This is a genomic window from Alloalcanivorax dieselolei B5 (assembly GCF_000300005.1).
Lineage (GTDB): Bacteria > Pseudomonadota > Gammaproteobacteria > Pseudomonadales > Alcanivoracaceae > Alloalcanivorax > Alloalcanivorax dieselolei.
On record NC_018691.1, the window covers coordinates 1,157,001 to 1,183,079 of the forward strand.

The 26,079-nt window shown below is 64.0% G+C and carries 24 protein-coding genes; 3 read left to right on the top strand and 21 right to left on the bottom strand.

From position 1 onward, the window contains the following. The first annotated feature begins 311 nt into the window (after positions 1-311). The gene (locus tag B5T_RS05265) at positions 312-671 is read left to right on the top strand and encodes a DUF6164 family protein (RefSeq protein ID WP_014993434.1); all 360 of its coding nucleotides are present in this window, start codon (positions 312-314) and stop codon (positions 669-671) included. A gap of 2 nt (positions 672-673) precedes the next feature. On the opposite strand, the gene B5T_RS05270 is transcribed toward B5T_RS05265, so the two are convergent. Beyond that, on the bottom strand, positions 674-1,852 hold the full coding sequence (locus B5T_RS05270) for an MFS transporter (RefSeq protein WP_014993435.1): 1,179 nt from the start codon (positions 1,850-1,852) through the stop codon (positions 674-676). An 83-nt stretch (positions 1,853-1,935) separates the two neighbouring features. Between B5T_RS05270 and B5T_RS05275 the strand changes: the two genes are divergently transcribed. Beyond that, positions 1,936-2,436, top strand: coding sequence for a MarR family winged helix-turn-helix transcriptional regulator (locus B5T_RS05275; RefSeq protein WP_041716886.1), 501 nt, complete (start codon positions 1,936-1,938; stop codon positions 2,434-2,436). 6 nt (positions 2,437-2,442) lie between these two features. Here B5T_RS05275 and lipA read toward each other — a convergent pair whose 3' ends face one another. From lipA to leuS, 17 genes are all read right to left on the bottom strand, one after another. Next, complete coding sequence (gene lipA, locus B5T_RS05280) at positions 2,443-3,447, bottom strand: lipoyl synthase (RefSeq protein WP_014993437.1); 1,005 nt, start codon at positions 3,445-3,447, stop codon at positions 2,443-2,445. Between the two features lie 73 nt (positions 3,448-3,520). Then, positions 3,521-4,177: a lipoyl(octanoyl) transferase LipB gene (gene lipB / locus B5T_RS05285; RefSeq protein WP_014993438.1), complete on the bottom strand. Its 657-nt coding sequence runs from the start codon at positions 4,175-4,177 to the stop codon at positions 3,521-3,523. 19 nt (positions 4,178-4,196) lie between these two features. Next, positions 4,197-4,469, bottom strand: a complete 273-nt coding sequence (locus B5T_RS05290; protein WP_014993439.1) for a DUF493 domain-containing protein — start codon at positions 4,467-4,469, stop codon at positions 4,197-4,199. Between the two features lie 27 nt (positions 4,470-4,496). Continuing rightward, entirely contained in the window at positions 4,497-5,360 is an 864-nt protein-coding gene (locus B5T_RS05295; RefSeq protein ID WP_014993440.1) for a D-amino acid aminotransferase, read from the bottom strand. Then, positions 5,360-6,526, bottom strand: coding sequence for a D-alanyl-D-alanine carboxypeptidase family protein (locus B5T_RS05300; protein WP_014993441.1), 1,167 nt, complete (start codon positions 6,524-6,526; stop codon positions 5,360-5,362). Before B5T_RS05300 ends, B5T_RS05295 begins: the two co-directional genes overlap by 1 nt. A 39-nt stretch (positions 6,527-6,565) precedes the next feature. Next, positions 6,566-7,516 carry a septal ring lytic transglycosylase RlpA family protein gene (locus B5T_RS05305; RefSeq protein ID WP_014993442.1) on the bottom strand — a complete coding sequence of 317 codons (951 nt, stop codon included), beginning with the start codon at positions 7,514-7,516 and terminating at the stop codon, positions 6,566-6,568. After that, positions 7,516-8,562 (bottom strand): lytic murein transglycosylase B, encoded by a 1,047-nt coding sequence (gene mltB, locus B5T_RS05310; protein ID WP_014993443.1) that lies wholly within the window; start codon positions 8,560-8,562, stop codon positions 7,516-7,518. Before mltB ends, B5T_RS05305 begins: the two co-directional genes overlap by 1 nt. 133 nt (positions 8,563-8,695) lie before the next feature. Continuing rightward, a complete protein-coding gene (gene rodA, locus B5T_RS05315; protein WP_014993444.1) occupies positions 8,696-9,841 on the bottom strand; it encodes a rod shape-determining protein RodA in 1,146 nt (381 codons plus the stop codon). Then, positions 9,838-11,778, bottom strand: a complete 1,941-nt coding sequence (gene mrdA / locus B5T_RS05320; protein ID WP_014993445.1) for a penicillin-binding protein 2 — start codon at positions 11,776-11,778, stop codon at positions 9,838-9,840. The genes rodA and mrdA overlap by 4 nt, the downstream gene beginning before the upstream one ends. A 104-nt stretch (positions 11,779-11,882) precedes the next feature. After that, positions 11,883-12,353: a 23S rRNA (pseudouridine(1915)-N(3))-methyltransferase RlmH gene (gene rlmH, locus B5T_RS05325; RefSeq protein ID WP_014993446.1), complete on the bottom strand. Its 471-nt coding sequence runs from the start codon at positions 12,351-12,353 to the stop codon at positions 11,883-11,885. Between the two features lie 81 nt (positions 12,354-12,434). Next, positions 12,435-12,809 (bottom strand): ribosome silencing factor, encoded by a 375-nt coding sequence (gene rsfS / locus B5T_RS05330; protein WP_014993447.1) that lies wholly within the window; start codon positions 12,807-12,809, stop codon positions 12,435-12,437. Further along, positions 12,799-13,599, bottom strand: coding sequence for a nicotinate-nucleotide adenylyltransferase (nadD, locus tag B5T_RS05335; protein ID WP_014993448.1), 801 nt, complete (start codon positions 13,597-13,599; stop codon positions 12,799-12,801). The genes rsfS and nadD overlap by 11 nt, the downstream gene beginning before the upstream one ends. An 89-nt stretch (positions 13,600-13,688) precedes the next feature. Next, on the bottom strand, positions 13,689-14,945 hold the full coding sequence (locus tag B5T_RS05340; RefSeq protein WP_014993449.1) for a glutamate-5-semialdehyde dehydrogenase: 1,257 nt from the start codon (positions 14,943-14,945) through the stop codon (positions 13,689-13,691). Positions 14,946-15,018: 73 nt separating this feature from the next. Next, entirely contained in the window at positions 15,019-15,876 is an 858-nt protein-coding gene (locus B5T_RS05345; RefSeq protein WP_014993450.1) for a class I SAM-dependent methyltransferase, read from the bottom strand. Between the two features lie 406 nt (positions 15,877-16,282). After that, positions 16,283-17,287: a DNA polymerase III subunit delta gene (gene holA / locus B5T_RS05350; RefSeq protein ID WP_014993451.1), complete on the bottom strand. Its 1,005-nt coding sequence runs from the start codon at positions 17,285-17,287 to the stop codon at positions 16,283-16,285. Between the two features lie 5 nt (positions 17,288-17,292). After that, positions 17,293-17,796 carry an LPS-assembly lipoprotein LptE gene (locus B5T_RS05355; RefSeq protein WP_014993452.1) on the bottom strand — a complete coding sequence of 168 codons (504 nt, stop codon included), beginning with the start codon at positions 17,794-17,796 and terminating at the stop codon, positions 17,293-17,295. 27 nt (positions 17,797-17,823) lie between these two features. After that, positions 17,824-20,271: a leucine--tRNA ligase gene (gene leuS, locus B5T_RS05360; RefSeq protein ID WP_014993453.1), complete on the bottom strand. Its 2,448-nt coding sequence runs from the start codon at positions 20,269-20,271 to the stop codon at positions 17,824-17,826. 156 nt (positions 20,272-20,427) lie between these two features. On the opposite strand from leuS, the gene B5T_RS05365 reads away from it, so the two are divergent. Next, positions 20,428-21,054 carry a YdcF family protein gene (locus B5T_RS05365; protein ID WP_041716887.1) on the top strand — a complete coding sequence of 209 codons (627 nt, stop codon included), beginning with the start codon at positions 20,428-20,430 and terminating at the stop codon, positions 21,052-21,054. A 13-nt stretch (positions 21,055-21,067) separates the two neighbouring features. On the opposite strand, the gene B5T_RS05370 is transcribed toward B5T_RS05365, so the two are convergent. From B5T_RS05370 to B5T_RS05380, 3 genes are all read right to left on the bottom strand, one after another. Then, a complete protein-coding gene (locus B5T_RS05370) occupies positions 21,068-22,525 on the bottom strand; it encodes an SLC13 family permease (protein ID WP_014993455.1) in 1,458 nt (485 codons plus the stop codon). Positions 22,526-22,601: 76 nt separating this feature from the next. Continuing rightward, on the bottom strand, positions 22,602-24,356 hold the full coding sequence (locus B5T_RS05375) for a SulP family inorganic anion transporter (protein ID WP_014993456.1): 1,755 nt from the start codon (positions 24,354-24,356) through the stop codon (positions 22,602-22,604). 28 nt (positions 24,357-24,384) lie between these two features. Further along, on the bottom strand, positions 24,385-26,058 hold the full coding sequence (locus tag B5T_RS05380) for a bifunctional protein tyrosine phosphatase family protein/NAD(P)/FAD-dependent oxidoreductase (protein ID WP_014993457.1): 1,674 nt from the start codon (positions 26,056-26,058) through the stop codon (positions 24,385-24,387). Between the last annotated feature and the right edge of the window lie 21 nt (positions 26,059-26,079).

The window sequence follows — 26,079 nt, forward strand, 5'->3', positions numbered from 1 at the left end:
TTGCTATAAACCTGGCCTGACAACGGCGGAGGCGGCGCCAATGCCGGGAAGTTCCGGTAGCAGAGCCGCGCGCCGTTTTGGGCAATATTAGACTAAACGAATTGCCGGTCACGGTCAGTGGCGAGCCGGGGCGCACTTTGTAAAACCTTAGAGCTTGTTTGGGACCTTCACGTCCCTGTCAAACAGGGTTCCGTAAGGCCTCCGTACAGACCCGTGCCCCGATGGAGAGCCCCATTCCCGTCAAACCGTGATTACGCGTGTTCATGTAGAATGACCACACCGCGCAACCGGAATCACGACCTGATGACCTTATGACCACCTTGCTTTTGAATCTGCGCCGGGTACCGGACGACGAGGCGGACGAAGTCCGTGCGTTGCTGGAGCGGCATGACATTCCTTTCTATGAAACCAGGCCCAGCCTTTGGGGCGTCTCCGCTGGTGGAATCTGGCTGACCCGCCCCGAGGATCGGCAGCGGGCACAGGCGCTGATGGCGGAGTACCAGCGGGACCGGGGCCAGCGGCAACGGGCCGCCTATGAGGAAGCCCGCCGTCTGGGTACCGCACCGACCCTGTGGCGCCGATTGCGGGAACAGCCGGTACAGGCGCTGGCCATGCTGTTGGCGGTGATTGCGTTGCTGTTGGTCACGCTGCTGCCGTTTTTGACCCTTTGATCTCAGGTGGCGGCGGGCACCGGTCTTGGTGTGAGCCGGGAGGCCATGGCCATCAGGATCAGCACGCCCACGGCCATGACCGCCCAGGCATAGGAGAGAGCGCTTAGCTGTTCGCGCAGTACTCCGGCGACCAGTGGCATGGTGCTGGCAATGATGTAACCGCCGCCCTGCACGAACCCCATCAGGGCCCCGGCCTCGGCCGGATTGGCGGCGTGGTCCATGGTCACGATCAGCGATGACGGGAACAAGGCGCCGATACCCAGGCCGAGCACGATGACCACCGGCAGTGCCAACGGTATCGGCGCCAGTATCAGGCCGGCCAGGCCGGCGAGTACCAGAGACAGCACCACCAGCAGCGGACCGCGCCGGTCCGGGAAGCGGCCGATCCAGGCGGAGACCGCCAGTCCGGCAACGACTTCCGCCAGGGTCAGCAGCCCCAGCAGCAGGCCGCCCTGATTGGCGCTCAGTCCCAGTTCCACGTAATAGGGCGGCAGCCAGGCCAGTACCAGGGTATAGGCGCCGGTGCCAATGCCGAAGAACGTCATTAGCAGCCAGGCGCGGGGGGAACGGAGCGGCAGGGATACTCTGGTGGCATCCACGGGCGCCGCGTAGGCGGAAGCGGCACGCCACCACAGCACGGCGGCGAGTAATGCCGGCAGGGCCCAGATGGCCAGGGCGCCAGGCCAGCCGAGGCTGCCGCTGAGGGGGGAGGTGCTGGCGGCGGCGAACGCTGCGCCGCCCATGATGCCGCAGCTGTACAACCCCATGACCATGCCGATACGGGTGGGAAAAACGCGCTTGATGAAAGCGGGAAGCAGGGCCTGGATCAGGGCGATGCCCAGGCCGCCCAGGGCGGCGCCGATAATCAGGCTGCCGCCGTCGTGCCGGATCAGGCGCGACCCGCAGGCCAGGGCGATGATTATAATGCCGAGGGTGACTCCCCTGAATTCCCCCAGTTGCCGTTGCAGGGCGCCGGCCAGCAGGGCGCAGACGCCCATCGCCAGGACCGGCAGAGTGGTAAGCAGACCGGCGCCGCTGTCGCCGAGACTGGTGGCGGCCTGGATATCGTCCAGCACCGGGCCCACGGCGGCGAGAATCGGCCGCAGATTGAGGCCGGCAAGGACGATGGCCAACAGCAGTATCAGGGTGTTGGTGGGACGTGCGGGAGTATCAGTGGTCATGGTCGTTGCGCACTTGTCTTTAAATTAAGTATCTTAGTATAAAGATAAATAGTTGAAGAATCACTACTGATCAGAGGGCCACTATGAAAGATCGAGCGGAATGGGCGGGGGAGCAATGGCGGCGGGAGCGGCCGGACATGGACCCGTTCCCGATGCAGGTATTGGGCCGCTTCGCGGAATTGGCCCAGCGTATCGAGCGGGATCACCTGAACCCGTTGTTCGCCGACCACGGATTGCGGCCCGGGGAGTTCGATGTGCTCGCCACGCTGCGCCGTTCCGGTGAGCCCTATGCGCTGACGCCGACGGCCTTGTACGAGGCGCTGATGATCACCTCCGGTGGCATGACCAATCGGGTGGACCGGTTGCAGAAAGCCGGATTGGTGGAGCGCCGCAAGCACCCTTCGGATCGGCGCGGGGTCTTGGTGACCCTGACCGGGGAAGGGTTATCCCTGATCGACCGGTTGCTGCCGTTGCACGTGGACAATGAGCGGCGTGTCCTCAGCGGGCTGGGGCCGGACGACCAGCAGCGCCTGTATGCGCTGCTGGGAGGGCTGTTGGAAGGCCTGGGAAAAGACGACGGTTGATGCGCCTCAGGCCGGGTGGGCCAGATCGTCGGGGTCGCCGACGTTAACGCCTTTGTGCTGCAGATCGGCGTGGTAGGAACTGCGCACCATGGGGCCGGAAGCGATGGAGGTGAAGCCCATCTTGCGGCCTTCCTCGGCGAACATCTTGAAGTCGTCCGGATGCACGTAGCGTTCCACCGGAGCGTGGAAGCGGCTCGGCTGCAGGTACTGGCCGATGGTGATCATGTCCACATCGTGGTCGCGCAGATCACGCAGGGTCTCCAGCACCTGGTCGTTGGTTTCTCCCAGGCCGACCATGATGCCGGATTTGGTGGGGACATCCGGACGGCGGGCGCCGAATTGCCGCAGCAGCTTCAGGGAATGCTCGTAACGGGCTCCTGGCCGGGCTTTCTTGTACAGGTGCGGCACGGTTTCGATATTGTGGTTGAACACATCCGGCGGCGTCGCATCCAGGATGTCGAGCGCCTCTTCCAGGCACGGACGGAAATCCGGCGTCAGAATCTCGATCTTGGTGTTCGGGCTGGTGGCGCGGACTTCGCGAATACAGTCGGCGAAGTGGCCGGCGCCGCCATCGGCCAGATCATCCCGGTCCACCGAGGTGATGACCACGTATTTCAGGGCCAGATCGGCCACGGACTCGGCCAGGTGAAGGGGTTCTTCCGGGTCCAGCCCATTGGGACGTCCGAAGCCCACGTCGCAGAACGAACAGCGGCGGGTGCAGATATCGCCCATGATCATGAAGGTGGCGGTGCCGCCGCCAAAACACTCCGGCAGGTTGGGGCAGGACGCCTCTTCACAGACGGTGTGCAGTTTCTGCCGGCGCAGCATGCTCTTGATGCGCTGAATCTCGCCGTTGGCGGGTACTCGCACCCGGATCCAGTCCGGCTTGCGCTCGCGTACCGGCGCTTCCTCGTTAACCACGGGAATGGTGCGGACCTTGTCGGCGCCGCGCAGCTTGTCGCCGATGCGGACTTTCTGTTTTGCCGGACGTTTCGCCTGTGCTTCGCTCATCTGTTCTCTCGCGTTGGCGTGTAAGCGCCTTTTGGGCGCTTGCTCAATGTCATCAGGGCCGGGTAGACCTCCGTTACCGCTGGGGTAAAGTGTACCAGTCCGGGGGCGGTGCTGTCCGGAGCTCAAGCCCCAGGCGCTGGGCGAGAATCGTAACCAGATCCTCCTCCACCTGTTGCCGGGTCAGTGTCAGGCCTTCGGCGGCCAGACTGGTCATCGGCTGGCCGGCGTAGCCGCACGGGTTGATGCGCTGCCAGGGCGTGGCGTCGGCGTCCCGATTCAGGGCCAGGCCATGATAACTGCCCTTGCGGCGAATGCGCAGGCCCAGCGAGGCGATCTTGGCGCCGTTCACATAGACGCCGGGGGCGTCCGCGCGGTTGACGGCATCAATGCCCTGCGCCGCCAGGTAGTCCACCACGGCCTGTTCGATGGCGTTGACCAGTCCGCGGCTGCCCATCCCCAGACGCCGCACGTCCAGCATCAGATAGACCACGGTCTGGCCGGGACCGTGGTAGGTGACCTGGCCGCCGCGATCGCTGCGCACCACCGGGATATCGCCGGGGTTGAGCACGTGTTCGGGCTTGCCGGCCTGGCCCAAGGTGTACACCGGCGGGTGTTCCAGCACCCACAGTTCGTCGGGCGTGCTGTCATCCCGTTGTTCGGTGAAATCCCGCATGGCCCGCCAGCAGGTGTCGTAATCCGCCTGTGGCAGATAGCGGACGAGCAGGTTCATCGGCACGCTCCGGTTTGTGTCACAGGGTGATTTTCACATGGGGGCAGGCGTTCAGTTCCCGATACAGGGCTTCCACCTGCCCTTTGTCTTGAACCGTGATGCGGGCGGTGAGGGCAATGAAATTGCCACGGCTGCTGGGGCGGGCGCTGAGGTTGCGCGGACGGTCGAATTCTTGCTCCAGCACACGCTCAATGATGTCCACCACGGCATCTTCCAGCGGCGCGTCCACGGCGCCCATCACTTTCAAATGCATGGTGTGGGGGAATTCCCAAAGCTCTTCACGGATGGCCATGTCGATTCTCGCTGCGGTGGCGGATACTTACACGCCGCAAAGGCGGCGCTTGAACGCTATATAGTGGCGGGCGAGGATTTTCCAAGTCTCGCCGGGGCGGCCATCGCCCACCGGGCGGCCATCCAGAGAGACCACCGGCACCACGTCGCGGGTGGAACTGGAGATCCACACTTCGTCGGCGTCGCCCAGTTCGGCCTCGCTGATTTCCCGTTCACGCAGGGGCAGGTCCTGTTCCCGGCACAGTTCGATGATCAGATCACGGGTGATACCGCCGAGAATGGCATGGCTGGCCGGCGGGGTGGCGATTTCGCCGTCCTTGACGATAAACACGTTGCTGGCGGCGCCTTCGGTGACGAAGCCGTCATGGATCAGGATCGCCTCGCGGGCACCGGAGGCGATCGCCTGCTGCCGCAGCAGAATATTGGGCAGCAACGATATGGACTTGATGTCACAACGGGCCCAGCGGATATCGTCCAGGGTGATAGCCGCGGCGCCGGTGATCTGATCCGGACTGTCCGCTGCCGGTACCGTCAGCGGCGCGGTGCTCATGAACACCGTGGGTGGCACCGGCGGATCGGGAAAGGCGTGATCACGCTTGTCGGCGGCGCCACGGGTAATTTGCAGGTACAGCGACAGATTGCCGCCGCCATTGCGCTGGATCAGCTCCTGGCAGCGGCGGCGCCAACCGGCGCGGTCATGCGGGTTGATCAGATACAACGCCGACAGGGAGCGTTCCAGCCGGCGCAGGTGTTCCTCGAAGCGGAACAGCACCCCATTGAAGGCGGGGATCACCTCGTATACCCCATCGGCGAACAGGAAACCGCGATCCATTGGCGAGATGCGGGCCTGCTCCATGGCCATGAAGGCGCCGTTGAGGTAGACCGTGCTCATCAGAACAGGCCTTTGAAGAACAGCATGATGTGGTCCCACAGGCGGGAGAAAAAGCCGCCTTCTTCCACGCTTTCCAGTGCCACCAGCGGTGTTTCGCTGATCACCTGGTCGTCCAGCCGGATGGTGACCGTGCCGTATTGCTGGCCTTTCTCGATCGGAGCACGCAGTTGCGGGTTGATCGTCATATCCGCCTGCAGACGGTCGGCGCTGTCCCGTGGCACGGTCAGTTGCACGTCTTTTTGCGGACCCAGGCGCACGGTGTTGGCGGCGCCCAGCCAGACATCCGGGTTGGCCAGCACGTCGTTGGCGCTGTAGGCCTTGTAGGATTCGAAGAAACGGAACCCGTAGGTCAGCAGCTTTTGCGTTTCCTGAGCGCGGGCCTGTTCGGAGGCGGTGCCCATGACCACGCTGATCAGGCGCATCTCGTCGCGCTTGGCGGAGGCCACCAGGCAATAACCGGCTTCGTCGGTGTGGCCGGTTTTCAGGCCATCGACGGTGGAGTCCCGCCACAACAGCAGGTTGCGGTTGGTCTGGGTGATGCCGTTGTAGGTGAATTCCTTCTCGGCGTAGATATCGTAGTGTTCCGGGTAGTCGTTGATGATGGCCCGGGCCAGCCGTGCCATGTCATGGGCGGTACTGTGGTGATTTTCCGCCGGCCAGCCAGTGGCGTTCATGAAGTGGGTATCGTTCATGTTCAGAGCCCGCGCCTGTTGGTTCATCAGGTCGGCGAAGGCGTCCTCGGAGCCGGCGATATACTCGGCCATGGCGACACTGGCGTCGTTCCCGGACTGGATAATGATCCCGCGCAGCAGGTCGTCGATGGCGACCTGGGTGCCTTCCTTGAGAAAAGTGCGCGAACCGCCCATGCGCCAGGCCTTGACGCTGACCGGTGCCTGGTCCTGAAGCGAAATATTGCCGGACTGAATCTCCCGCTCGGCGATATAGGCGGTCATCATCTTGGTCAGACTGGCCGGGGGCATGGTCTGATCGGCGTTGTGCTGGACGATGATGTGGCCGCTGCGGGCGTCCATCAAAATATAGCTGCGGGCTTCCACCGAAGGCGCGCGTGGCACGGTGCTTTGAGCCTGCCCGGTCAGCGGCAGCAGCGCAAGACAGGCGGCGGCGAATAAAAAGAAGATATCGCGAAGGGCAATTCTCTGAGTCATGGTTTCCTGCCTGTTAGGTACTTCTTGTCGAATCCGGCCTTAGCGAACCGGCATCGGGGTGCCGAAGCCGGCCTGCTGGCATGCCTGGCGCGCCTGTTCCTGGTCGTCCAGGCTAGCAAAGGGGCCCAACCACACCTTGTAGTAGGCGCTGTCCTCCAATTTGCGCACGGTCACCGGCAACTTCAGCCGGTCGCGCAACTGGCGTTCCAGATCGCGGGCGCCATCCAGGGCACGGAAGGCGCCGGCCTGGAGATAGAGATCTCCGGATCGGGCCTGGTTTTTACCGGCCTCCGGCGGCGGGCTGTCCAGTGCTGCCCGTACCGCGGTGGGCACGGTGCCCTGACGACGGCCGCCGGGGCGTTCCTCCGGTGTCAGCGCTTCCACCCGCACGTGGCCGGTGCCGTTCTGCTCGATGCCGAGACGAACCGCGGCGGCCCAGGACAGATCGATGATGCGGTCGGAATGGAAGGGGCCGCGGTCGTTCACCCGCACCACCAACTGCTTGTTGTTATCCAGATTGGTGACGCGGACATAAGTAGGCAGCGGCAGGGTGCGGTGGGCGGCGGTGAACCGGTACATGTCATAGGGTTCACCGCTGGAAGTCCGATAACCGTGAAACTTGCGTCCATACCAGGACGCCAGCCCTTCCTCATGGTAGCCCTCGGAGGACGGCAACACATGATAGGTCTGTCCCCACACGGAGTAGGTGGCCGGATTGCCGTAACGGCTCGGCGGCTCGGATTTGGGAACCGGCTCCGGTATCCGCTCTATACTGCTGCGATCCTCGGCGGGCGGCGGACTGTCGGTGCTATGGGCATAACGGTCCGAGCCCGGTGCGCCGGCGGGGTCGCGGGCAGGGGGCTGGGCCGGGGAGGCATCACCGCTACTCTTTTTTGGAGGGCCGGCTGGAGCGTCCGGCGTGGTCGCCGGCGGGGTCAGGCTACAGGCACCCAGAGCCAGGGCCAAGGCACTGATCAGAAGGCCACGCATCAAGACCGGTCCTCTTCCAGCGCATGGGCCAGCTGCCGGGACAGCTGCAGCACCGCCATGGCGTAAAGTTCGCTGTGGTTGTATCGAGTGATCACGTAAAAGTTGCGCGTCACCATCCAGAATTCGTGTCCTTTTTCACCGGTCAGGTCCAGCAGCGCCACCTGGGTGTCATCCGCCAGATCAAAGCAGTATTCGCTGCCGAGGGTATCATCCTGGCAGCTCACTGCCACTACGCCGTTTTTCCGGGCCGTAGCGAGACTGAAGGACGGCTTGTAGCCTTTTTCCGCCAACGCCTCATAGCCCTGACCTTCGATTCTGGCGCGGGCGGCTACCGGGAAGCCCGGCTGCCAATGATGACGGTGGAAATAATTTGCAACACTGCCGATGGCGTCGGCGGGGCTGTTGACCAGATCGGTGACGCCATCTTGATCATAGTCCACCGCGTAGGCCTGGTAGCTGGTGGGAATGAACTGAGCCAGGCCCATGGCGCCGGCGTAGGAACCGGTGATCTCGCTGGCGTCGATATGGGCCTGGTTTTCCATCTCCATCAGGGCCACCAACTGGCCGCGGAAGAAGGACGCCCGTGGTGGATAATCGAAGCCCAGGGTGGTCAAGGCGTCCAACACCCGGTAGGTGCCTTTATGACGGCCGTAGTAGGTCTCCACGCCGATGATGGCGAGGATGATTTCACGGGGTACGCCATATTCGGCCTCGGCCCGGGCCAGTTCCTGCTGGTTTTCCCTGGCGAAGGCGACGCCGGCGTCGACCCGTTCCTGCTGTAAAAAGATTTTCTGATAACGGGCCCAGGTCATGGTGTGTTCCGCCGGGCGCGCGATGGATTCGAGGATCTTGTCCTGCCGCCGGGCCTGGGAGAGCAGTTCGCGGGCCCGTTTTTCGTCCACTCCTTTTTTCACCACTTCCTGGATCAGGGCTTCCGCCTTGGGGTGATGGGCATAGCCTTGCTCTTCGGCGAAAGCCGTGGCCATGGGGAAAACAGCGGTGAGGAAAACAAAGGGGGTGAGCAGGGCGGACAGTCTTACACCCATGAGTTTCTCCATAAAAACAGGGGGGATGGGGCTGGGAGCCATAATATCGGGGTCGGCAAGGTTAAACCATGATCGCGGCGCGCGCCGCGCTGGCGACAGGCTCTAAGTGCTGACCATGGAATCCGCCGCCGGTTCAGAAGTTGATGAAGCGCCGGTGGGTATGGATCGACATCAGCATGCCGAAACTGGCCAGCAGGGTAACAATCGAAGTGCCGCCATAACTGACCAGCGGCAGCGGTACCCCCACCACCGGCAGCAGGCCGGACACCATGCCCACGTTGACAAACACGTAGATGAAAAAGGTCATGGTCAGTGCCGCCGCCAGCAATCGGCTGAAGGTCTCCTGAGCTTGCCAGCTGATAAAGAAGCCGCGCCCGATGATTACCAGATAGACCGCCAGTAACAGCAGGAATCCGATCAGCCCGAACTCTTCACCGAGCACGGCGAGAATGAAATCGGTGTGGGACTCCGGCAGGAAGTCCAGCCGCGACTGGGTGCCGTCCTGCCAGCCCTTGCCGCCGATGCCGCCGGAGCCGATGGCGGTCTTCGACTGGATGATGTTCCAGCCGGCTCCACGCGGGTCGGCCTCCGGATTCAGGAAGGTGTCCACCCGGGTGCGCTGGTAGTCGTGCAGAACGAAGAAATACATCAGGGGCGCGGCCACCACCAGCACCAGCACCGCCAGCCCGATCAGCCGCCAGGACAGCCCCGCCATGAACAGGACCACCAGGCCGGCGGCGGCAATCAGAAGGGCGGTGCCCAGATCCGGTTGCATGGCGATCAGCACTGTGGGTAGAAAGATGAGGACCAGCGCGCCAAGCACATTACGTTTTGACGGCGGCAAAGTGCGGTCGCTGAAGAACCAGGCGACCATGGCCGGCACCGCCAGTTTCATCAGTTCCGCGGGCTGAAAACGGCCGATGCCGGGCAGGCTCAGCCAGCGCTGGGCCCCCTTCGCCTCGGTGCCTACCAGAATCACCAGTGCCAGCAGGACCAGGCCGACGCAGTACACCAGGGGTGCCCAGAAACGGAACGTTCTCGGTGGCAGTTGCGCCAGCACCAGCATCACCAGCAAACCGCCGCCGAAGCGGATGGCCTGGCGGACCACCGTGTCCAGGCTGCCGCCGCTGGCGCTGTAGAGGACCGCCAGGCCGCCCAGCATGGTCAACAGAAGGGCCGCCAGCAGCGGTGGGTCCAGATGCAGGCGCGTGGCCACCGGGGTGCGGAAGATGGCATGGCCGCCGTTGTCGGTGGTTCTGACCGGATCGACTTGACTCATTGGGCGGCCGTCCTGGTCGAGTGGGCGGTGGCGGCGGTGGTATTGGCCGGTGCGGGCAGCGCATTCTGTATGGGCGGCCGCGCCAGCGGCTCCGGAACACTCAGATTACCGTCCTCGTCCAGCAGCCAGGCGTCCATCACCTGACGAGCCACCGGGCCGGCCACGGAACCGCCATGACGGCCATTCTCCACCATCACCGCCACGGCGATGGCCGGGTTTTCAACCGGCGCGAAGGATACGATCAGAGCATGGTCGAGCATGCGTTCCGCCAATTCTTCCTCGTTATAGGTTTCTTCCTGGCCAACCGAAAACACCTGAGCGGTGCCGCTTTTGGCGCCCATATGATAGCGGGCGTCCTTGGCCATGACACGGCCGGTGCCGCGGTTGCTGTGGACCACGGCTTCCATGGCGTGCTTCATGCGCTCCCAGTTTTGAGGGTCCTTGAGCACGATATCCGGACGGCGCGGCCGATGGGTTTCATCGGCGGCCAGGGTGGGTACCACCTGGTGGCCGTCATTGGCCAGGATCGCCGTGGCCACCGCCAGTTGCAGCGGGGTGGTGAGCATGAAGCCCTGGCCAATACTGGTGTTGATGGTATCGCCGTGGAACCAGGGTGCGTTACGGGCGGCCCGTTTCCATTCCCGGGAAGGCATATTCCCTTCGGATTCGTTGAGCAGGTCGATGCCGGTGGTCTCGCCGATGGAGAAGCCGACCATGAAATCATGCATGCGATCGATACCGAGCCGGAACCCCATATCGTAGAAATAGGTGTCACAGGATTGCACCACCGCCTTTTCCATATCCACCTGACCATGCCCCCAGCGCTTCCAGTCCCGGTAGCGGTGCGGATTGCCCTCGAGACTGAAATAGCCGGGGTCGTGGATGGTCCTCTCCCAGGTGGTGACGCCGGCATCCAGGCCCGCCAGACCGAGCATGGGTTTCACCGTGGAGCCTGGTGGATAACGGCCCTGCAGGGCGCGGTTGAACAGCGGGTGATCATGATCCTGCTGATAACGGGCATAGTCCTTGTGGGAAATGCCGGTGACGAACAGGTTGGGATCGAAACCGGGGCGGCTGACGAAGGCGAGCACGCTGCCGTCGCGGGGATCAATGGCGATCACCGCGCCGCGCCGCTCGCCGAGGGCGTCATAGGCGGCCTGCTGCACTCTCAGATCCAGGGACAGGCGCAGATCGTCACCGGGTATCGGTGGTTGCTCTTCCAGAACCCGCAGGATCCGGCCGCGGGCATTGGTTTCCACCTGACGATAGCCGACCTGGCCGTGTAGCCGATGTTCGTAATAGCGTTCCACGCCGGTGCGGCCGTAATAATGAGTACCGCTGTAGTTGCGCTGCTCGGCCAGGGTCATGTTATCCAGGTCCTCGGCGTTGAGGCGGTTGACGTAGCCGAGCACGTGGGAAAACAGATGACTGTGAGGATAGTAACGCACCGGCGATGCCGTGACCCGGGCCCCGGGTAGCTCGTGTTGATGCACCGCGATGCGGGCGATCTCCTCCTCGGTGAGCCGGCCGCGCAGCGGGATCGGTTCCCACGGGCGGCGGGCGCTGGTGCGGCGCCGCTCGAACCGCTCCAGGTCATCGTCGGTCAGCGGGATCAACTGGCGGATGCGATTCAGGGTGTCGTGCAGATCCGCGCTTTGCTCCACTGCCAGTTCCAGGGTGAAATCCGGCCGGTTCACCGCCAGGATTTCCCCGTTGCGGTCGGTGATCAGGCCGCGCGGCGGCGACATCGCCTGGGTCAGCACCCGGTTGTTGTCGCTAAGGGTAGTGAACCGGCTGTGCTGGGCAATCTGCAGCCAGGCCATGCGCCCGACCAGCACCAGCGACAACACCAGCACCAGCGCCACCGCCACCAGCAGCCGCAGGCTGAACAGACGGTGCTCGTGATGGTGGTCCTTGAGGGTCAGCGGTTGGCGCATGTGGATCCTGTGATCGGTTCCGCGCCCGGTCGCCGCGGCACGGTGATCGGAACGAAATGTGAATGTGGATCGCGCATGGCTGCCAGATTATCGGGTGGTTTTGCTCAGCGATGATAGGGGTGGCCGGCAAGCAGCGTCCAGCCGCGATACAGCTGTTCGGCGAGCAACACCCGTACCAGCGGGTGCGGCAGCGTCAACGCCGACAGTGACCAGCGCTCATCGGCAGCGGCGGACAACCTGGCACACAAGCCATCCGGACCTCCCACCAGCAGCGCCAGATCCTGCCCCAGATCCCGCAACTCGCCGAGACGTTGTGACAACATGGGCGTATCCACCGCTTTGCCGGTGACCTCCAGGGCCACCACGCGGGCGCCGGGCAGCTTCTCCAGCCGTTTGCGGATGGCCTCGCCCTCGGCCCGCACCAAAGCGGCGACGTCGCCCTTGGCCCGTTTGGGCAGCGGGATTTCCTCCAGCTGCAGGCGCATGTCCGGGGGCAGCCGCTTCTGGTATTCCTGGAAGCCCTGCTCGACCCAGGCCGGCATGCGAGTGCCGACGGCAAACAGATGGATGCGCATAGACTCTCCTGCGGCGCCTCTCTGCCCCGGCCCTCGGTGATGCCGGGTCAGGCAAGTGGGACTGCGAAACGGCTCGCCGGTTCAGCCCGGATCCTTGTCGGCCGGCGTGCCGGCCCGCTCGGGATGGTGATCCGGGTTCCGCCACAGGCGTTCCAGATCGTAGAACTCGCGGGTGGCGGGCAGCATCAAGTGGACGATGACGTCACCGAGATCCACCAGGATCCACTCGGCCCCTTTTTCGCCTTCGGTGCCCAACGGGCGATGACCGGCCTGTTTGGCCCGTTCCACCACGTTGTCCGCCAGTGCTTTGACGTGGCGGTTGGAGGTGCCGCTGGCGATGACCATATCGTCCGCCACACTGGTGAGCTCGCGAACATCCAGGTGGGTGACGTTGCGTGCTTTCAGTTCTTCGAGCGCGTCGAGTACCAGATCCAGCAGAGAGGTATCAGAACTCATGGGGCCTCATTGTTTCCATTGTATTGGCGTCGGTGTTGGTAGTGACGTCGGTGTTGGTAGTGGCGTCGATGTCGGAGCCGGGTTCGGTGATTCCGGGTGCCGCCGGGACAGCGGATGTCCGCACATTATACAAACCATGGCGGCGGATATGCGCTTCCACCACCGGGGTCAGGGCACGGCATTGTCCCCGGTACTCCAGTGCCTCGCGGATGGCGGTGGCGGAAATGTCCATGTGCGGATGCGTCAGCATCAGCCGGCGCCCCGCCGGGAGTGCCTGCAGCAGGCGTGGCCGGCCCCGCGGAAAGGCCTTTTCCACCGCCGGCAGCGGTGCTGGCGCGCCGGGGCGAGGCACCACCGCCAGATGGCACAAGGCGGCGAAGCGACGCCAGCCGTGCCATTGATGCAGGCTGGCGAAGCTGTCGGCGCCGATCATGAACACCAATGGCCGCCGCCGGCCAATGAGGCGGCGAAAGTGCTGCAACGTCAGATGAGTGTAGGACGGGCCGGCCTGGCGCAACTCCCAGTCATCCGCCAGCAGGGCCGGATGTCCGGCACAGGCCAGACGCACCATGGCCAGGCGCTCGCCGGCGTCCGCCAGGGGCTGGGGCCGGTGTGGCGGTACCGCATTGGGCAGCAACCGCACCGGCGCGTTACCGAGCGCCTGGGATACGGCCAGGGCGGCGCGCACATGAGCACCGTGAACCGGGTCGAAGGTGCCACCGAAAAGAATCAGCGGCTTCACGCCGCTGATTTCGGATGTCGGACGTCGCACGTCGGACGCTTTAAACATGAAGTCTTCCGGCAAGCGGGGGAAGCGAATGTCCGTTGGCGGAAATTCGATTCGTTTTCTGCGGCAAACCCGGCATCGTAACGGCGGCCTTACTGGCGCACATGCCCGTCGCCCAGTACCACCCATTTTTGACTGGTCAGCCCTTCCAGACCCACCGGGCCCCGGGCATGGAGCTTGTCGGTGGAAATGCCGATCTCCGCGCCAAGGCCGTATTCGAAGCCGTCGGCGAAGCGAGTGGAAGCGTTGACCATCACCGAGCTGGAATCCACTTCGGCGAGAAAACGCCGTGCCCGGGTGTAATTCTCGGTGATGATCGCCTCGCTGTGCTGGGAACTGTAGCGATGGATGTGATCCATGGCCTGATCCAGATCATCGACGAGGCGAATGGCCAGAATCGGCGCCAGATACTCTTCTTCCCAGTCGCTTTCGGTGGCGGCGGTAATGTCTTTCAGCAGCGCCCGGGTGCGTTCGCAGCCACGCAACTCCACACCCTCTTCCCGGTACATCCGGGCCAGCTCCGGCAGCACCGTGGCGGCGATGTCCTGGTGCACCAGCAGCGTTTCCATGGTGTTGCAGGTGCCGTAGCGCTGGGTCTTGGCGTTGTAGGCGACTTTGATCGCCTTGTCGGCATCGGCGTCCACATCGATGTAGGTGTGGCAGTTGCCGTCCAGATGTTTGATCACCGGCACCCGGGCTTCGCGGCTGATGCGCTCGATCAGGCCCTTGCCGCCGCGGGGAACGATCACGTCCACGTATTCGGGGTGGGTGATCAACTCGCCCACGGCGGCACGGTCGGTGGTTTCCAGTACCTGTACCGCGGTTTCCGGCAGGCCGGCGGCGGCCAGACCCTGACGCAGGCAGGCGGCGATGGCCTGGTTGGAATCAATGGCTTCGGAACCGCCACGCAGAATCGCTGCGTTGCCGGATTTCAGACACAGGGCCGCCGCGTCGATGGTGACGTTGGGGCGGGATTCGTAAATGATGCCGATCACGCCCAGGGGCACGCGCATGCGGCCCACCTGGATGCCGGAGGGACGATAGCTCAGATCGGTGATCTCTCCCACCGGATCGGCCAGCGCGATAACCTGCTCGAGCCCTTCCACCATGCCCTCGAAGCGCGCCGGGGTCAGTTCCAGGCGATCCAGCAAGGCCGCGTCCAGGCCATTGTCGCGGCCCCGCGCCAGGTCGCCCTGGTTGGCGGCGAGAATGGTGTCACGGTGCTCGCGCAACGCCCCGGCGATGGCCATCAGGGCGTTGTTCTTGTCACCGGCGCTGGCCCGGGCCATGGCCCGGGCGGCGTCGCGGGCGTGCTCGCCCACGTTGGCCATGTACTGCTGGATATCCATGTGTTCTGTCATGCCGTGTCGATCGGAAGCCCCATAGTATAGGTGCAGGACGACAGCGGCGAAACCGGCGCCTTCACGCCGGCCCGGTGCGGGCTTCCAGGACCCGTACCATCGGGGTGCGGCGGGTGCGCGGAATGGGCAGTTGCTGGTAGTAATCCGCCGGGTCGTGAATGTCGAGGCCGTGGAAACCGAGGGTGCGAAAGTGGCTGCGGCTCTCCTCGTCGGAATCGAAATGGAAGCTGACCTGGCTGCGGGACAGGACTCCGAGCAGGCCGCCCAGGGTTTTCAGGGTCCGCTGGAAACGGCGATTGGCGTAGAGCGGATAGTTGTCGGTGAGATAACGGCCATCGGGAAAGCCGGCCAGTGACGCCGCCAGCCGTTGCCAGAACGGGCTGATCGAGGCCAGCGAGAAATAATTGATCAGGCCTTCGGTGACCACCGCCACCGGCTTGTCCGGGTCGAAGCGGGCCAGCAAGGCGGGCACGCTGTCATCGCCCTGTTCCAGCAGAATATTCACGGTTTCCACCCGGTGCCGGTCGCCAAGCGCCCCCAGCCGTGCTAGCAGCCGCCGTTTGCGCCGGGCCATGTCCGGCAGATCCGCTTCCACATAGGTGATGCCGGAGTGCTGCTGACGAAAACGACAACCGCGTGGGCTCAGACCACAGGCGATTTCCAGAATCTGCACGTCCGGATAGCGTTGGATCAGTGACTGCAGGCGGGCGTTGATGAGGTAATGGCGTTGCAACAGGAAAGTGCGGATATTGCCGCCCAGCAGTTGTTTGCCCGCCGCCTCGAAGGGGGTCATCGCATGGTACAGCAAGGCCCCGACGGGGGTCTGGAAAGCCGCCGAGGAAAGCCCGTTCCGCACCCATACCTGGCCGGTATAAAGAGCAGTAAAGCTGATCGAAGAGGTGTCCAGACGCTGCGGCATGGTTCTTTCCTGGCGACGATGGAATCCGGTTCATGGACCCTAGCAGAGTGGCGGGCTCCGAGCGGGCCAATCCGGGACCAGCCCGCTGTCGTCGAGAAAGGACTGGATTCAGGCCAGACGGTGATGCGTGGCCATCATGGCGATAATTCTGGTGGTGCCGGAATGACGACCTGGTCGGTAGATATCGAAAAGGGCAGGTCCAGAGTACGGGTTGGCGGATAACCACCTTTGGCCGGTTCATTGGCCGGATAACGTGACTCTGTAGGTCGCATAGCCAAAGGGTTTGTGCCGGATTTATTCTTTTTTTAAGCGTGTTTGGGGCCGGTTCCGCCAAGCGCTGATCTGTATGGGCCTTCCGCTGTCTTTGATGGAGGGTAACCTCATCTTTCTCCAGATCACGTCTGGTCTATCTTTCCAGAATCGGCGGCAGAGGCTGGCCGGTAAGACGCAGCACCAGGCTGCTGAGGTGTTTCCAGGGATCGCCGGGGGCCATGCCCTTGACGGTGCGGTCGGCGCGGATCGCCAGGGCCTGGGCCTGATGCAACTGGCGCGGCCGCAGGCGCGAAGCCTGGGTTTCCATGGCGCGTATCCGGGCGGGCGGCATGCGCGGCGGGTTGCCGCCGGAGAGCAGGGCGTCCAGGCCGCGCAGGTGGCGGCTCAGGGCCCACAGGATCACCGGCGGTTCCACGCCCTCGGCCCGCAGTGTTCGCAGGATCCGCAGGGCGCGGGCGGGATCGCCCTGGGCGGTGGCGTCGGTGAGATCGAAAGGTGTGTAACGGCTGGAATCGCCCACCGACTGTTGCACGGTTTCCGGTGTGATGTGGCCGTCCTCGGCCAGCAGGGCCAGTTTGTCCACCTCCTGGGCGGCGGCCAGCAGATTGCCTTCGCTGCGCTGGATCAGCAGTTCCAGGGCGTCTTCGTCCGCTTTGAGGCCACGGCTGGCCAGACGGTCCCGCAACCAGGGGTAAAGCTGGCGTCCTTCCACCGGCCAGATCTCGATGACCGCGCCGCAACCGTCCAGCGCCTTGACCCAGGCGCTGCCCCAGTCTTTGCGGCGGTCCAGCCGCGAGCAGCGGATCAGCAGCAGGGTGTCGGGGGACGGGGTGGCCATCAGGTCCCGCAGGATCTGGCTGCCCGCTTTGTCCGGGCGCTTGTCGTTGAGTACCACCTCGAGGATCCGGCGGCCGCCAAACAGGCTCAGGCTTTGCGCTTCGTTGAGCAGGGCATTCCAGTCGATGCCGGTGTCGGCGCTGAAACGTTGCCGCTCCTCGAAACCGCGCTGGCGGGCCGCGGCGCGCAAGGCATCAAGGGTCTCGTCCTGTTGCAAGGGCTCGTCGCCGGCCACCAGATAGACCGGCAGCAGCGCTTCGCCCTTGAGGTGCTTGCCCAGTTGGTCCGCACGCAGCCGCATGGCGGTCAGTCCTGTTGTACTTTGCGGGAAGCGTCCGCCAACTGGTTGATCAGGCGGTAGACGATGTCGTCGTACAGGTCCTGGCGGATCATCTCTTCCTCATCGGAAGAGGCGGTGATGTTGTCCGGGTAGTAGGCCAGGTTACGCAGTGCCCTGATGTGGCGGGGCGGGTTGAGCGGCGCCTGGGTGTCGCGGTCGATCAACTGCCACACCAGCTCGTAATGCAGTTCCAGTTCAGCGATCCGCCCGCGCTCGTCCACCGCCGCCGTGCGCCGGTCCCAACGTTCGTCGATGACCCTGATCACGTAGGGCGACTCGTTGTGCAGCAGCACGCCCAGCGGCGTCAGTTCCCGTTCCAGGGTGTAACGTAACCGGGCAGTGCCGCCGGCCAGGGTCACGCTTTCGAACTGCGGCGTGTGGGTCTGGCCGCGTAGCTGCCAGCCGCTGCACGCTGTCAGCAGGAGCGTGGCGAGAACAAGCAACAGCGTGCGATGCGGGACGAGCGTCATGAAGATCTCCGTGAGCTGCCGGTCTTCTTAGTTGGCAACAATATTAACCAGTTTACCGGGCACCACGATGACCTTGCGCACGGTGTTGCCGTCGATGAACTTGCGCACGTTCTCTTCGGCCATGGCCAGCGTTTCCAGGGCAGCGTTGTCGGCGTCCGCCGGTGCTTCCAGTTTGGCGCGCACCTTGCCATTCACCTGCACCACCAGTTCCACACTGTCCTTGACCAGGGCGCTTTCGTCCACTTCGGGCCAGACGGCGTCGATCACCGCGTCATCATGGCCCAATGCCCGCCACAACTGATGGGCGGCGTGGGGAATAATCGGTGACAGCAACAGCACCGCGGCTTCCAGTGCCTCCTGGCGGACCGCGCGGGCCTGCTCATCCTCAGCGGCAAGGCGGCCGGTGTCGTTGATCAGTTCCATCACCGCGGCAATGGCGGTATTGAAGGTGTAGCGGCGGCTGAAGTCATCGCTGACCTTCTGAATGGTCTCATGGGTCTTGCGGCGCACGGCCTTGGCGTCGGCGCTCAGGGCGCTCGGATCCAGTGCCGGCGTGGCGCCCCCTTCGACATGCTCGGCGACCATCCGCCACAACCGCTTGATAAAGCGGTGCGCGCCTTCGACGCCAGTGTCGTTCCATTCCAGGGATTGCTCCGGCGGTGCCGCGAACATCATGAACAGCCGCACGGTGTCGGCGCCGTACTGCTCGATCATCTGCTGCGGGTCCACCGTGTTGCCCTTGGACTTGGACATCTTGGCGCCGTCCTTGAGCACCATGCCCTGGCACAGCAGCCGCTTGAACGGCTCATCGCTGTCGAGCAGGCCGGCATCACGCATCAGCTTATGGAAGAAGCGTGAGTACAGCAGGTGCAGAATGGCGTGTTCGATGCCGCCCACGTACTGGTCCACCGGCAGCCAGTAATTGGCGGCGGCCGGGTCCAGCATGGCCTGGTCGTTGCGGGGGCAGCAGTAACGAGCGTAATACCAGCTCGACTCCATGAAGGTGTCGAAGGTATCGGTCTCACGCAGGGCGGGCTGACCGTTCCAGGTGGTTTTGGCCCATTCGGGGTCCGCTTTGATGGGGCTCTTTACGCCATCCATTTCCACGTCGGTGGGCAGCGCCACCGGCAATTGATCTTCCGGGGTGGGGTGCAGCCCGCCGTCTTCGGTTTCCACCATGGGGATGGGAGCGCCCCAATAACGCTGACGGGACACGCCCCAGTCGCGCAGACGGTAGTTCACTTTTTTCTCGCCCAGGCCGCGTTCGTTCAGCCAGGCGGCAATAGCGTCGAAGGCCTCGGCGGAGGTGTTGCCGCTGAACCCGGCGGAGTTCACCAGCCTGCCTTTTCCGGTGAAAGCCTCTTTTTCCAGATCAATCGCTTCACCGTTTGCCGGTTCGATCACCTGCTTGATCGGCAGATCGTACTTGCGGGCAAACTCGAAATCGCGCTGATCATGGGCGGGCACGGCCATGACGGCACCGGTGCCGTAACTCATCAGGACGAAATTGGCGACCCACACCGGTACTTGCTCGCCGCTGATGGGGTGAGTGGCATGGAGGCCGGTAAAGATGCCTTTCTTCTCCATGGTGGCCATGTCGGCTTCGGCCACCTTGTTATGCAGGCACTCCTCCACGAAGTCGGCCACCTCGTGGTTGGCCGCCGCCGCCTTTTTCGCCAGCGGGTGGGCCGCGGCCACGGCCACGTAGCTCACGCCCATCAGGGTGTCCGGGCGGGTGGTATAGACGCGCAGCGGCTCTTCACCGTCGATGGCGAAGGCCATCTCCACCCCTTCGGAGCGGCCGATCCAGTTGCGCTGCATGGTCTTGACCTGCTCCGGCCAGCCATCGAGCTGGTCCAGATCATTGAGCAACTCGTCGGCGTAGTCGGTGATCTTGATGAACCACTGGGGAATCTCTTTCTGCTCCACCAGGGCACCGGAGCGCCAGCCCCGGCCATCGATGACCTGTTCGTTGGCCAGTACGGTCTGGTCTTCCGGGTCCCAGTTCACCGTGGACATCTTGCGGTACACCAGGCCCTTTTCGTACAGCTTGGTGAAGAACCATTGTTCCCAGCGATAGTATTCCGGGGTGTAGGTAGCCAGTTCCCGATCCCAGTCGTAGCCGAAGCCCAGACGTTTGAGCTGGCCCTTCATGTAGTCGATGTTTTCGAAGGTCCACTTGGCCGGGGCCACCTTGTTCTTGATGGCGGCATTCTCGGCGGGCAGACCAAAAGCGTCCCAGCCCATCGGCTGCAGCACGTTCTTGCCCTGCATGCGCTGATACCGGCTGATCACGTCGCCGATGGTGTAGTTGCGCACATGGCCCATGTGTAGTCGACCGGAGGGATAGGGGAACATGCTCAGGCAATAGAATTTTTCCTTGCCCGGCTGCTCGGTGACTTTGAAGGTCTCCTGATTTTCCCAGTATTCCTGGGCTTCCCGTTCTACCTGGTCGGGGCGATACTGTGCGTCCATCGGTTCTCTTAGTGCTTGGTTAGTGTTTGGTCAGTCGGTGTCTGTCAGTGTGTCGTCGCGTAAGTCGTGTCACATGGCTGACGAACGGTGTACGGGTCGGGCACATAACATAAAAGGAAACATAGGATACATGAGCGGGGCGCGGGCAGACAGCGAATGGACGAGGTAATGATTCTGGGCATGGTGGCGCTGGTGATGGCCGCTGCCACCTTGCCGGCGGTGGTCGCTCGGTTCTACCCGCCGGTGCCGCCACGGCGTGGCTCGTCGCCGCCACGGGCGGTGGTGGTGCTGGGGGCAGGCCGGCGCCGTGATGGCGATGGTTACCGTCTCAACACGCTGGGCCTGAAGCGGTTGCGGGTGGCGTTGGAACTGGCCCGCGAGCGGCAATTGCCGTTATTGCTTTGCGGTGGCGCCCCCGGCGCCGAGGCGCTGCTTCCAGAGCAATCCGAAGCCGCGCTGATGGCCGAGGTGGTGCGCCGGACCTGGCCGGATGCGCCCCTGATGCTGGAACCGGAGAGCCGCAATACCTGGGAAAACGCGGTAATGGCGGCCCGGGTTCTGCGTCTTCGCGGTATCGAGAGCCTGGTGCTGGTCACCGATCAGGCCCATCTGTGCCGGGCCACGCTTTGTTTTCAAGCCCAGCACCTTGAAGTGACGTCCCATGCGGTGACTTCCCTGCCACGCCGCCCCTGGATGCCCTCCGCCGGGGCGTTGTCACAGATGCCGGTGATCTGGCGCGAATGGCTGGCGCTGATCTGGTATCACTGCAAATACCCGTTGTGATAATCGCGGTCCTTTACCAGATGGTCCTCACCAGCACATAGCTGAGCAGGGTCACCACCACGATGCCCACCAGGTTCAGGAAGAAGCCGGCGCGGATCATGTCGCCGATGCGCAGATGGCCGGTGCCGAAAACAATCGCATTGGGCGGCGTCGCCACCGGCATCATGAAGGCGCAACTGGCGGCGATGGCGGCGGGAATCGCCAGCAGTTCCGGTGACATGCCCTGGGATACCGCCAGGGCGCCGAGCAATGGTAAAAACGCCGCGGCGGTGGCGGTGTTGGAGGTCACCTCGGTGAGGAAGATGATCACCATCACCACCATGCCGATCAACAGGATCAGCGGCAGGAAGCCAAGCGCGCCCATGCCCTGGGCGATCCAGTCGGCGAGGCCGGTGGCGCGGATCTGGGCGGCCAGGGACAGACCGCCGCCGAACAGCAGCAGCACGCCCCAGGGCAGCTTGCCGGCGTGGCCCCAGCTCATCAGGAAATCCCGGTTTTTGATGCTCACCGGCACCAGGAACAAGGCGATGGCTGCCGCCATGGCAATGCTGGTGTCGTTGATTCCCGGCACGACTTTGGCGATCAGGGGCTGGAATACCCAGGCGAAGGCGGCGCACACAAAGACCACCGCGACCCCTTTCTCGCCCCGGGACAACGGCCCCAGCGCCTTGAGTTCGTCGTTGATCAGGGCATCGCTGTCGGCCAGCTTTTCCGCTTTGCGCAGGCCACCCCGGGTCAGCCACAGCCAGGTGACGCCCAGCATCACCACCGACACCGGCACACCCACCAGCATCCATTGTCCGAAGCCGATATGGATGTCGTAGTTGTCCTTCAGAAAGGCAATCAACAGCGCGTTGGGCGGCGTGCCGATCAGGGTGCCGATGCCGCCGATGCTGGCGGCGTAGGCGATGCCCAGCAGCAGCCCGGTGGAGAGACGCTCACTGTGCGGGTTGTCATCGCCCAACAGAGTGATCACCGACATACCGATGGGCAGCATCATGATCGAGGTGGCGGTATTGCTGACCCACATACTGAGGAAGGCGGTGGCCAGCATGAAGCCCGCCACCTGGTAGGCGGGCTGGCTGCCGACGGCACGCAACGTCATCAGGGCGATGCGTTTATGCAGATTCCAGCGTTCCATGGCCAGCCCCAGCATGAAGCCGCCGAGAAACAGAAAAATCGCCGGGTTGGCGTAGGGCGCGGACGCCTTGTCCACGGTGCTGATGCCCAGAGCCGGAGCCATCAGGATCGGCAACAGGGAGGTGACCGGAATCGGGATTGCTTCGGTGGACCACCAGGTGGCCATTAACAAGGTCAGGCCCACGGTGCGCCAGCCTGCTTCGCTCAGGGTGCCGGGCGGATCGGTCAGCAGGCAGGCCAGTAGCAATAGAGGTCCGAGGAACAGGCCGATCCAGGCGGCGAGATCGGTGTCTTTCTTGATTTCGGCCTGGTGCCGGGCAGCGTCGGTCATTGACGACTCCTGAGGCGCATAACGAAAAACAAACAAGTATGCACTCGGAGCCGGGCGTGGGGAATTAGACTTATCGCTAGCGCGGCGGGGCGAGACTTGCCGGATCCAGAGCCCGCAGGGCGTCGAAATGAGTCAGAAAGATCCGGCCGTGCAGGTGTTCCGGGAACGGCGAACGGCGCAAGCGATCCATCACCGGGCCCTTGACCTCGGACAGATGCAGCGTGACGCCGGCGTCCCCCAGCCGTTGATTGAGACTTTCCAGGCTGTCCAGGGCGCTGGCGTCGATCTGATTCACCGCCGAGCACAACAGCACCACATGGCGGATTTGCGGCCGCTGCATGACGCAGTCGTAGATCTGATCTTGCAGATGGCGGGCGTTGGCGAAGTAAAGGGATTCGTCCACCCGCAGCGACAGCACGGTGGCGGAGACCAGCACCTGATGCCGCTGCACATTGCGGAAATGCTCGGTGCCGGGCACTTGGCCCAATTCCGCCACATGGGGCTGGCCGGTGCGCCACAGAAACAGCACCAGCGACGATAGCACCCCGGCGATCACGCCCACCTCCACCCCCATCAGCAGCACACCGGCCATGGTCACGGCCATGGCCAGGCCGTCCGCGCGGGAATAGCGCCAGGTGCGGGCCAGGGCGCCGAGATCCACCAGGCTGAGCACGGCGACGATGATGGTGGCGGCCAGTGTGGCCTTCGGCAGGGCCTGGAACCAGGGCGTGAAGAACAGCGCGGTCAGAGCGATCCCCATGGCGGTGAGGATGCCGGCCAGGGGGCTGCGCGCGCCGGCATCGAAATTCACCACCGAGCGGGAGAAGCCGCCGGTAACCGGGAAGCCGCCGCTGACCGCCGAGGCCAGGTTGGCCATGCCCAGGCCGGTCAGTTCCGCATTGCTGTCGATGCGTTGACGGCGTTTGGCGGCCAGGGTCTGGGCCACGGACACCGACTCGACGAAGCCGATCAGGCTGATCAGCAGGGCCGGCAACAGCAGGGCGCGCCACAGCCCAGCGTCGAAAGCGGGCAGACTCAGGCCCGGCAGGCCGCCGGGAATGGCTCCCACCGTGGCCACCCCGGCCCGCTGCAGATCCAGGACGTCCACCGCCAGAGTGGTGAGAATCACCGCCAGCACTGGCGCTGCTTTGCTGACAAGCTCCGCCGCCGAAGCCGACAGGCGGGTGCGAGCGAGCAGGGATTTCAAACCGGAGCGGGCCCAGAACAAAAAGGCCAGGGTGAGCAGGCCCAGGATCACCGTGGTGCCTTGAATCCGGCCGATCTGCGCCAGCAGGGAACCGACCAGGGCCCACAGCGTGTCACCGTGCAGAGGAATCCCCAGCAGATGTTTGAGCTGACTGGCGGCGATCAGCAGGCCGGAAGCGGAAATAAAACCGCCGATCACCGAATGGCTGAGCAGGTTCGCCACCCAGCCGAGACGCAGCAGGCCCATGCCGACCAGCATGAGTCCGGAGAGCAGTGCCAGCACCGTGGTGGCGAGCAGGAAAGTGGCGCTGTCGCCGCCGGCCACCTGGCCGGCGGCCGCCGCGGTCATCAGCGAGATCACCGCCACTGGTCCCACCGCCAGAGTGCGGCTGGAGCCGAACAGCGCGTACGCCACCAGCGGCAGAATGCTGGCATAGAGTCCCATCTGCGCCGGAACACCGGCGAGCAGCGCGTAGGCCAGGCTCTGCGGGATCAACATCAGGGTGACGATCACCGCCGCCAGACCGTCGGCACTGAGATCCCGGCGCTGATACTCCGCCAGCCAACGTGACGCCGGTAGCCAGGACGGCAGCGGCAAGCGGCGGCGAGGGGAAGCGGGACTCACCGTTGGTGAGTCCGGTGACGGAACGGGATCATTTGGCCGGACCAGTGAGCCATTCGTGGCCTTTCAGCATCAGATCGAAATAGATGCGCGGCATGGCCTTGGCTTTAAGCCACCAGTACATTGAACGGGCTTTGGTGGGGGCCAGCGGAAAGGTGGGTTGCAGCACGCCCTGGTAACCGAATTCCGCCAGGATCACCTTGCCTTTCTCCACCGTCAGCGGGCAGGCGCCGTAGCCATCATAGGCCGCGCCCGGGGACTGGCCATCGAGTACCGACAGCAGATTTTCCGCCAGTACCGGCGCCTGCTTGCGAACCGCCGCGGCGGTTTTGGCGTTGCTGGTGCCGGCCACGTCGCCGAGCGCGAAGACGTTGGCGAAGCGGGGATGTTGCAGGCTGGCCGGATCCAGATCGACCCAGCCGGCGCTGTTGGCCAGCGGGCTGTCGGCGACAAACGCCGGGGCTTTTTGCGGCGGCGTCACGTGCAGCAGGTCAAAGCTCTCTTCCCGCTCCCGCGCGTTGCCGTCCTGATCCTTGTCCACGAACCAGGCTTTGCGATGGCCCGCGTCCACCGCTTTCAGGGTGCTGCGGAAGTTCAGGGTGGCGTTATAACGACGCACGTATTCCATTAGCGGTGGCACGAAATCGGCGACACCGAACAGCGCCTCCCCGGCATTGTGGAAGTGCACGTCGATGTTCCGCAGCGCGCCGCGTTGCTCCCAGTGATGGCAGGACAGATACAGGGCTTTCTGCGGCGCGCCGGCGCATTTGATCGGCATCGGCGGTTGCGTGAACAGGGCGCGGCCGTGTTTCAGGTTCTGTACGCATTCCCAGGTATAGGGCGCGTGCTCGAACAGATAATTACTGGTCACGCCGTTGTGGCCGAGACTGTCGCGCAGGCCTTCCACCGCGTCCAGATCCAGTTCCAGACCGGGGGCGACGATCAGCGCGCGATAGCCAAGTCGGTCTCCATCCTCCAGGATGACCTGGTTACGCTCCGGATCGAAACCGGTGACCCGGGCCCGGATCCATTTGCTGCCCCGTGGCATCACCTGAGTCATCGGCCGGGCGGTATCGCGGCGGCGGAAGGCGCCGGCGCCGACCAGAGTCCAGGCGGGCTGGTAATAGTGGGTATCACGGGGCTCCACCACCGCCACATTCAGGGACGGCCGCCGCTTCAGCAGGCTGGCGGCGGCGGCCAGACCACCGGCGCCGCCGCCGATGATCAATACGTCCCAATCGTTGGCCGGCGAGCGACGGGCGGCGTCGGCACTTTGCCCCTGCTGCCAGCGTTGCTGCAGGCGAGGACACTGTTTTTCCAGGTCGTAACCGGCGGCGGAAGTGGTGGCGAGAACCGTTTGCGGATCCAGCTGTGAGGATTGCGACAGCGCCCACAGCGTGCTGGAACGGTTGCCGGTGCGGCAGAAAGCCATGACCGGGGCGCGGTTGTCCGTCAGCAGTTGGCCGAAGCGCTGGATCTGTTCATCGCTGATCTCGCCGGGGATGATTGGCAGATAGTGATATTGCAGGCCGGCTTCGGCGGCGGCTCCGGCCAGCGCCTCGCTGGTCGGCTGGTCCTCGCCTTCGCCGTCCGGGCGGTTATTGATGACGGTATGAAAGCCGGCTTCGGCCAGGGCTTTCATGTCCTCGGGCTGCAACTGACCGGCCACCGAAATGGCCGGGGTCAGAGTCTTGTAGTCGTTCATTGCGCTCCGCTCTTGTGTCTT

Bases quoted from the DNA above. Each gene is read 5' to 3' on its own strand.
- B5T_RS05265 (WP_014993434.1), top strand. From the start codon at position 312: ATGACCACCTTGCTTTTGAATCTGCGCCGGGTACCGGACGACGAGGCG.
- B5T_RS05270 (WP_014993435.1), bottom strand. From the start codon at position 1,852: ATGACCACTGATACTCCCGCACGTCCCACCAACACCCTGATACTGCTG.
- B5T_RS05275 (WP_041716886.1), top strand. From the start codon at position 1,936: ATGAAAGATCGAGCGGAATGGGCGGGGGAGCAATGGCGGCGGGAGCGG.
- lipA (WP_014993437.1), bottom strand. From the start codon at position 3,447: ATGAGCGAAGCACAGGCGAAACGTCCGGCAAAACAGAAAGTCCGCATC.
- lipB (WP_014993438.1), bottom strand. From the start codon at position 4,177: ATGAACCTGCTCGTCCGCTATCTGCCACAGGCGGATTACGACACCTGC.
- B5T_RS05290 (WP_014993439.1), bottom strand. From the start codon at position 4,469: ATGGCCATCCGTGAAGAGCTTTGGGAATTCCCCCACACCATGCATTTG.
- B5T_RS05295 (WP_014993440.1), bottom strand. From the start codon at position 5,360: ATGAGCACGGTCTACCTCAACGGCGCCTTCATGGCCATGGAGCAGGCC.
- B5T_RS05300 (WP_014993441.1), bottom strand. From the start codon at position 6,526: ATGACTCAGAGAATTGCCCTTCGCGATATCTTCTTTTTATTCGCCGCC.
- B5T_RS05305 (WP_014993442.1), bottom strand. From the start codon at position 7,516: ATGCGTGGCCTTCTGATCAGTGCCTTGGCCCTGGCTCTGGGTGCCTGT.
- mltB (WP_014993443.1), bottom strand. From the start codon at position 8,562: ATGGGTGTAAGACTGTCCGCCCTGCTCACCCCCTTTGTTTTCCTCACC.
- rodA (WP_014993444.1), bottom strand. From the start codon at position 9,841: ATGAGTCAAGTCGATCCGGTCAGAACCACCGACAACGGCGGCCATGCC.
- mrdA (WP_014993445.1), bottom strand. From the start codon at position 11,778: ATGCGCCAACCGCTGACCCTCAAGGACCACCATCACGAGCACCGTCTG.
- rlmH (WP_014993446.1), bottom strand. From the start codon at position 12,353: ATGCGCATCCATCTGTTTGCCGTCGGCACTCGCATGCCGGCCTGGGTC.
- rsfS (WP_014993447.1), bottom strand. From the start codon at position 12,809: ATGAGTTCTGATACCTCTCTGCTGGATCTGGTACTCGACGCGCTCGAA.
- nadD (WP_014993448.1), bottom strand. From the start codon at position 13,599: ATGTTTAAAGCGTCCGACGTGCGACGTCCGACATCCGAAATCAGCGGC.
- B5T_RS05340 (WP_014993449.1), bottom strand. From the start codon at position 14,945: ATGGATATCCAGCAGTACATGGCCAACGTGGGCGAGCACGCCCGCGAC.
- B5T_RS05345 (WP_014993450.1), bottom strand. From the start codon at position 15,876: ATGCCGCAGCGTCTGGACACCTCTTCGATCAGCTTTACTGCTCTTTAT.
- holA (WP_014993451.1), bottom strand. From the start codon at position 17,287: ATGCGGCTGCGTGCGGACCAACTGGGCAAGCACCTCAAGGGCGAAGCG.
- B5T_RS05355 (WP_014993452.1), bottom strand. From the start codon at position 17,796: ATGACGCTCGTCCCGCATCGCACGCTGTTGCTTGTTCTCGCCACGCTC.
- leuS (WP_014993453.1), bottom strand. From the start codon at position 20,271: ATGGACGCACAGTATCGCCCCGACCAGGTAGAACGGGAAGCCCAGGAA.
- B5T_RS05365 (WP_041716887.1), top strand. From the start codon at position 20,428: ATGGACGAGGTAATGATTCTGGGCATGGTGGCGCTGGTGATGGCCGCT.
- B5T_RS05370 (WP_014993455.1), bottom strand. From the start codon at position 22,525: ATGACCGACGCTGCCCGGCACCAGGCCGAAATCAAGAAAGACACCGAT.
- B5T_RS05380 (WP_014993457.1), bottom strand. From the start codon at position 26,058: ATGAACGACTACAAGACTCTGACCCCGGCCATTTCGGTGGCCGGTCAG.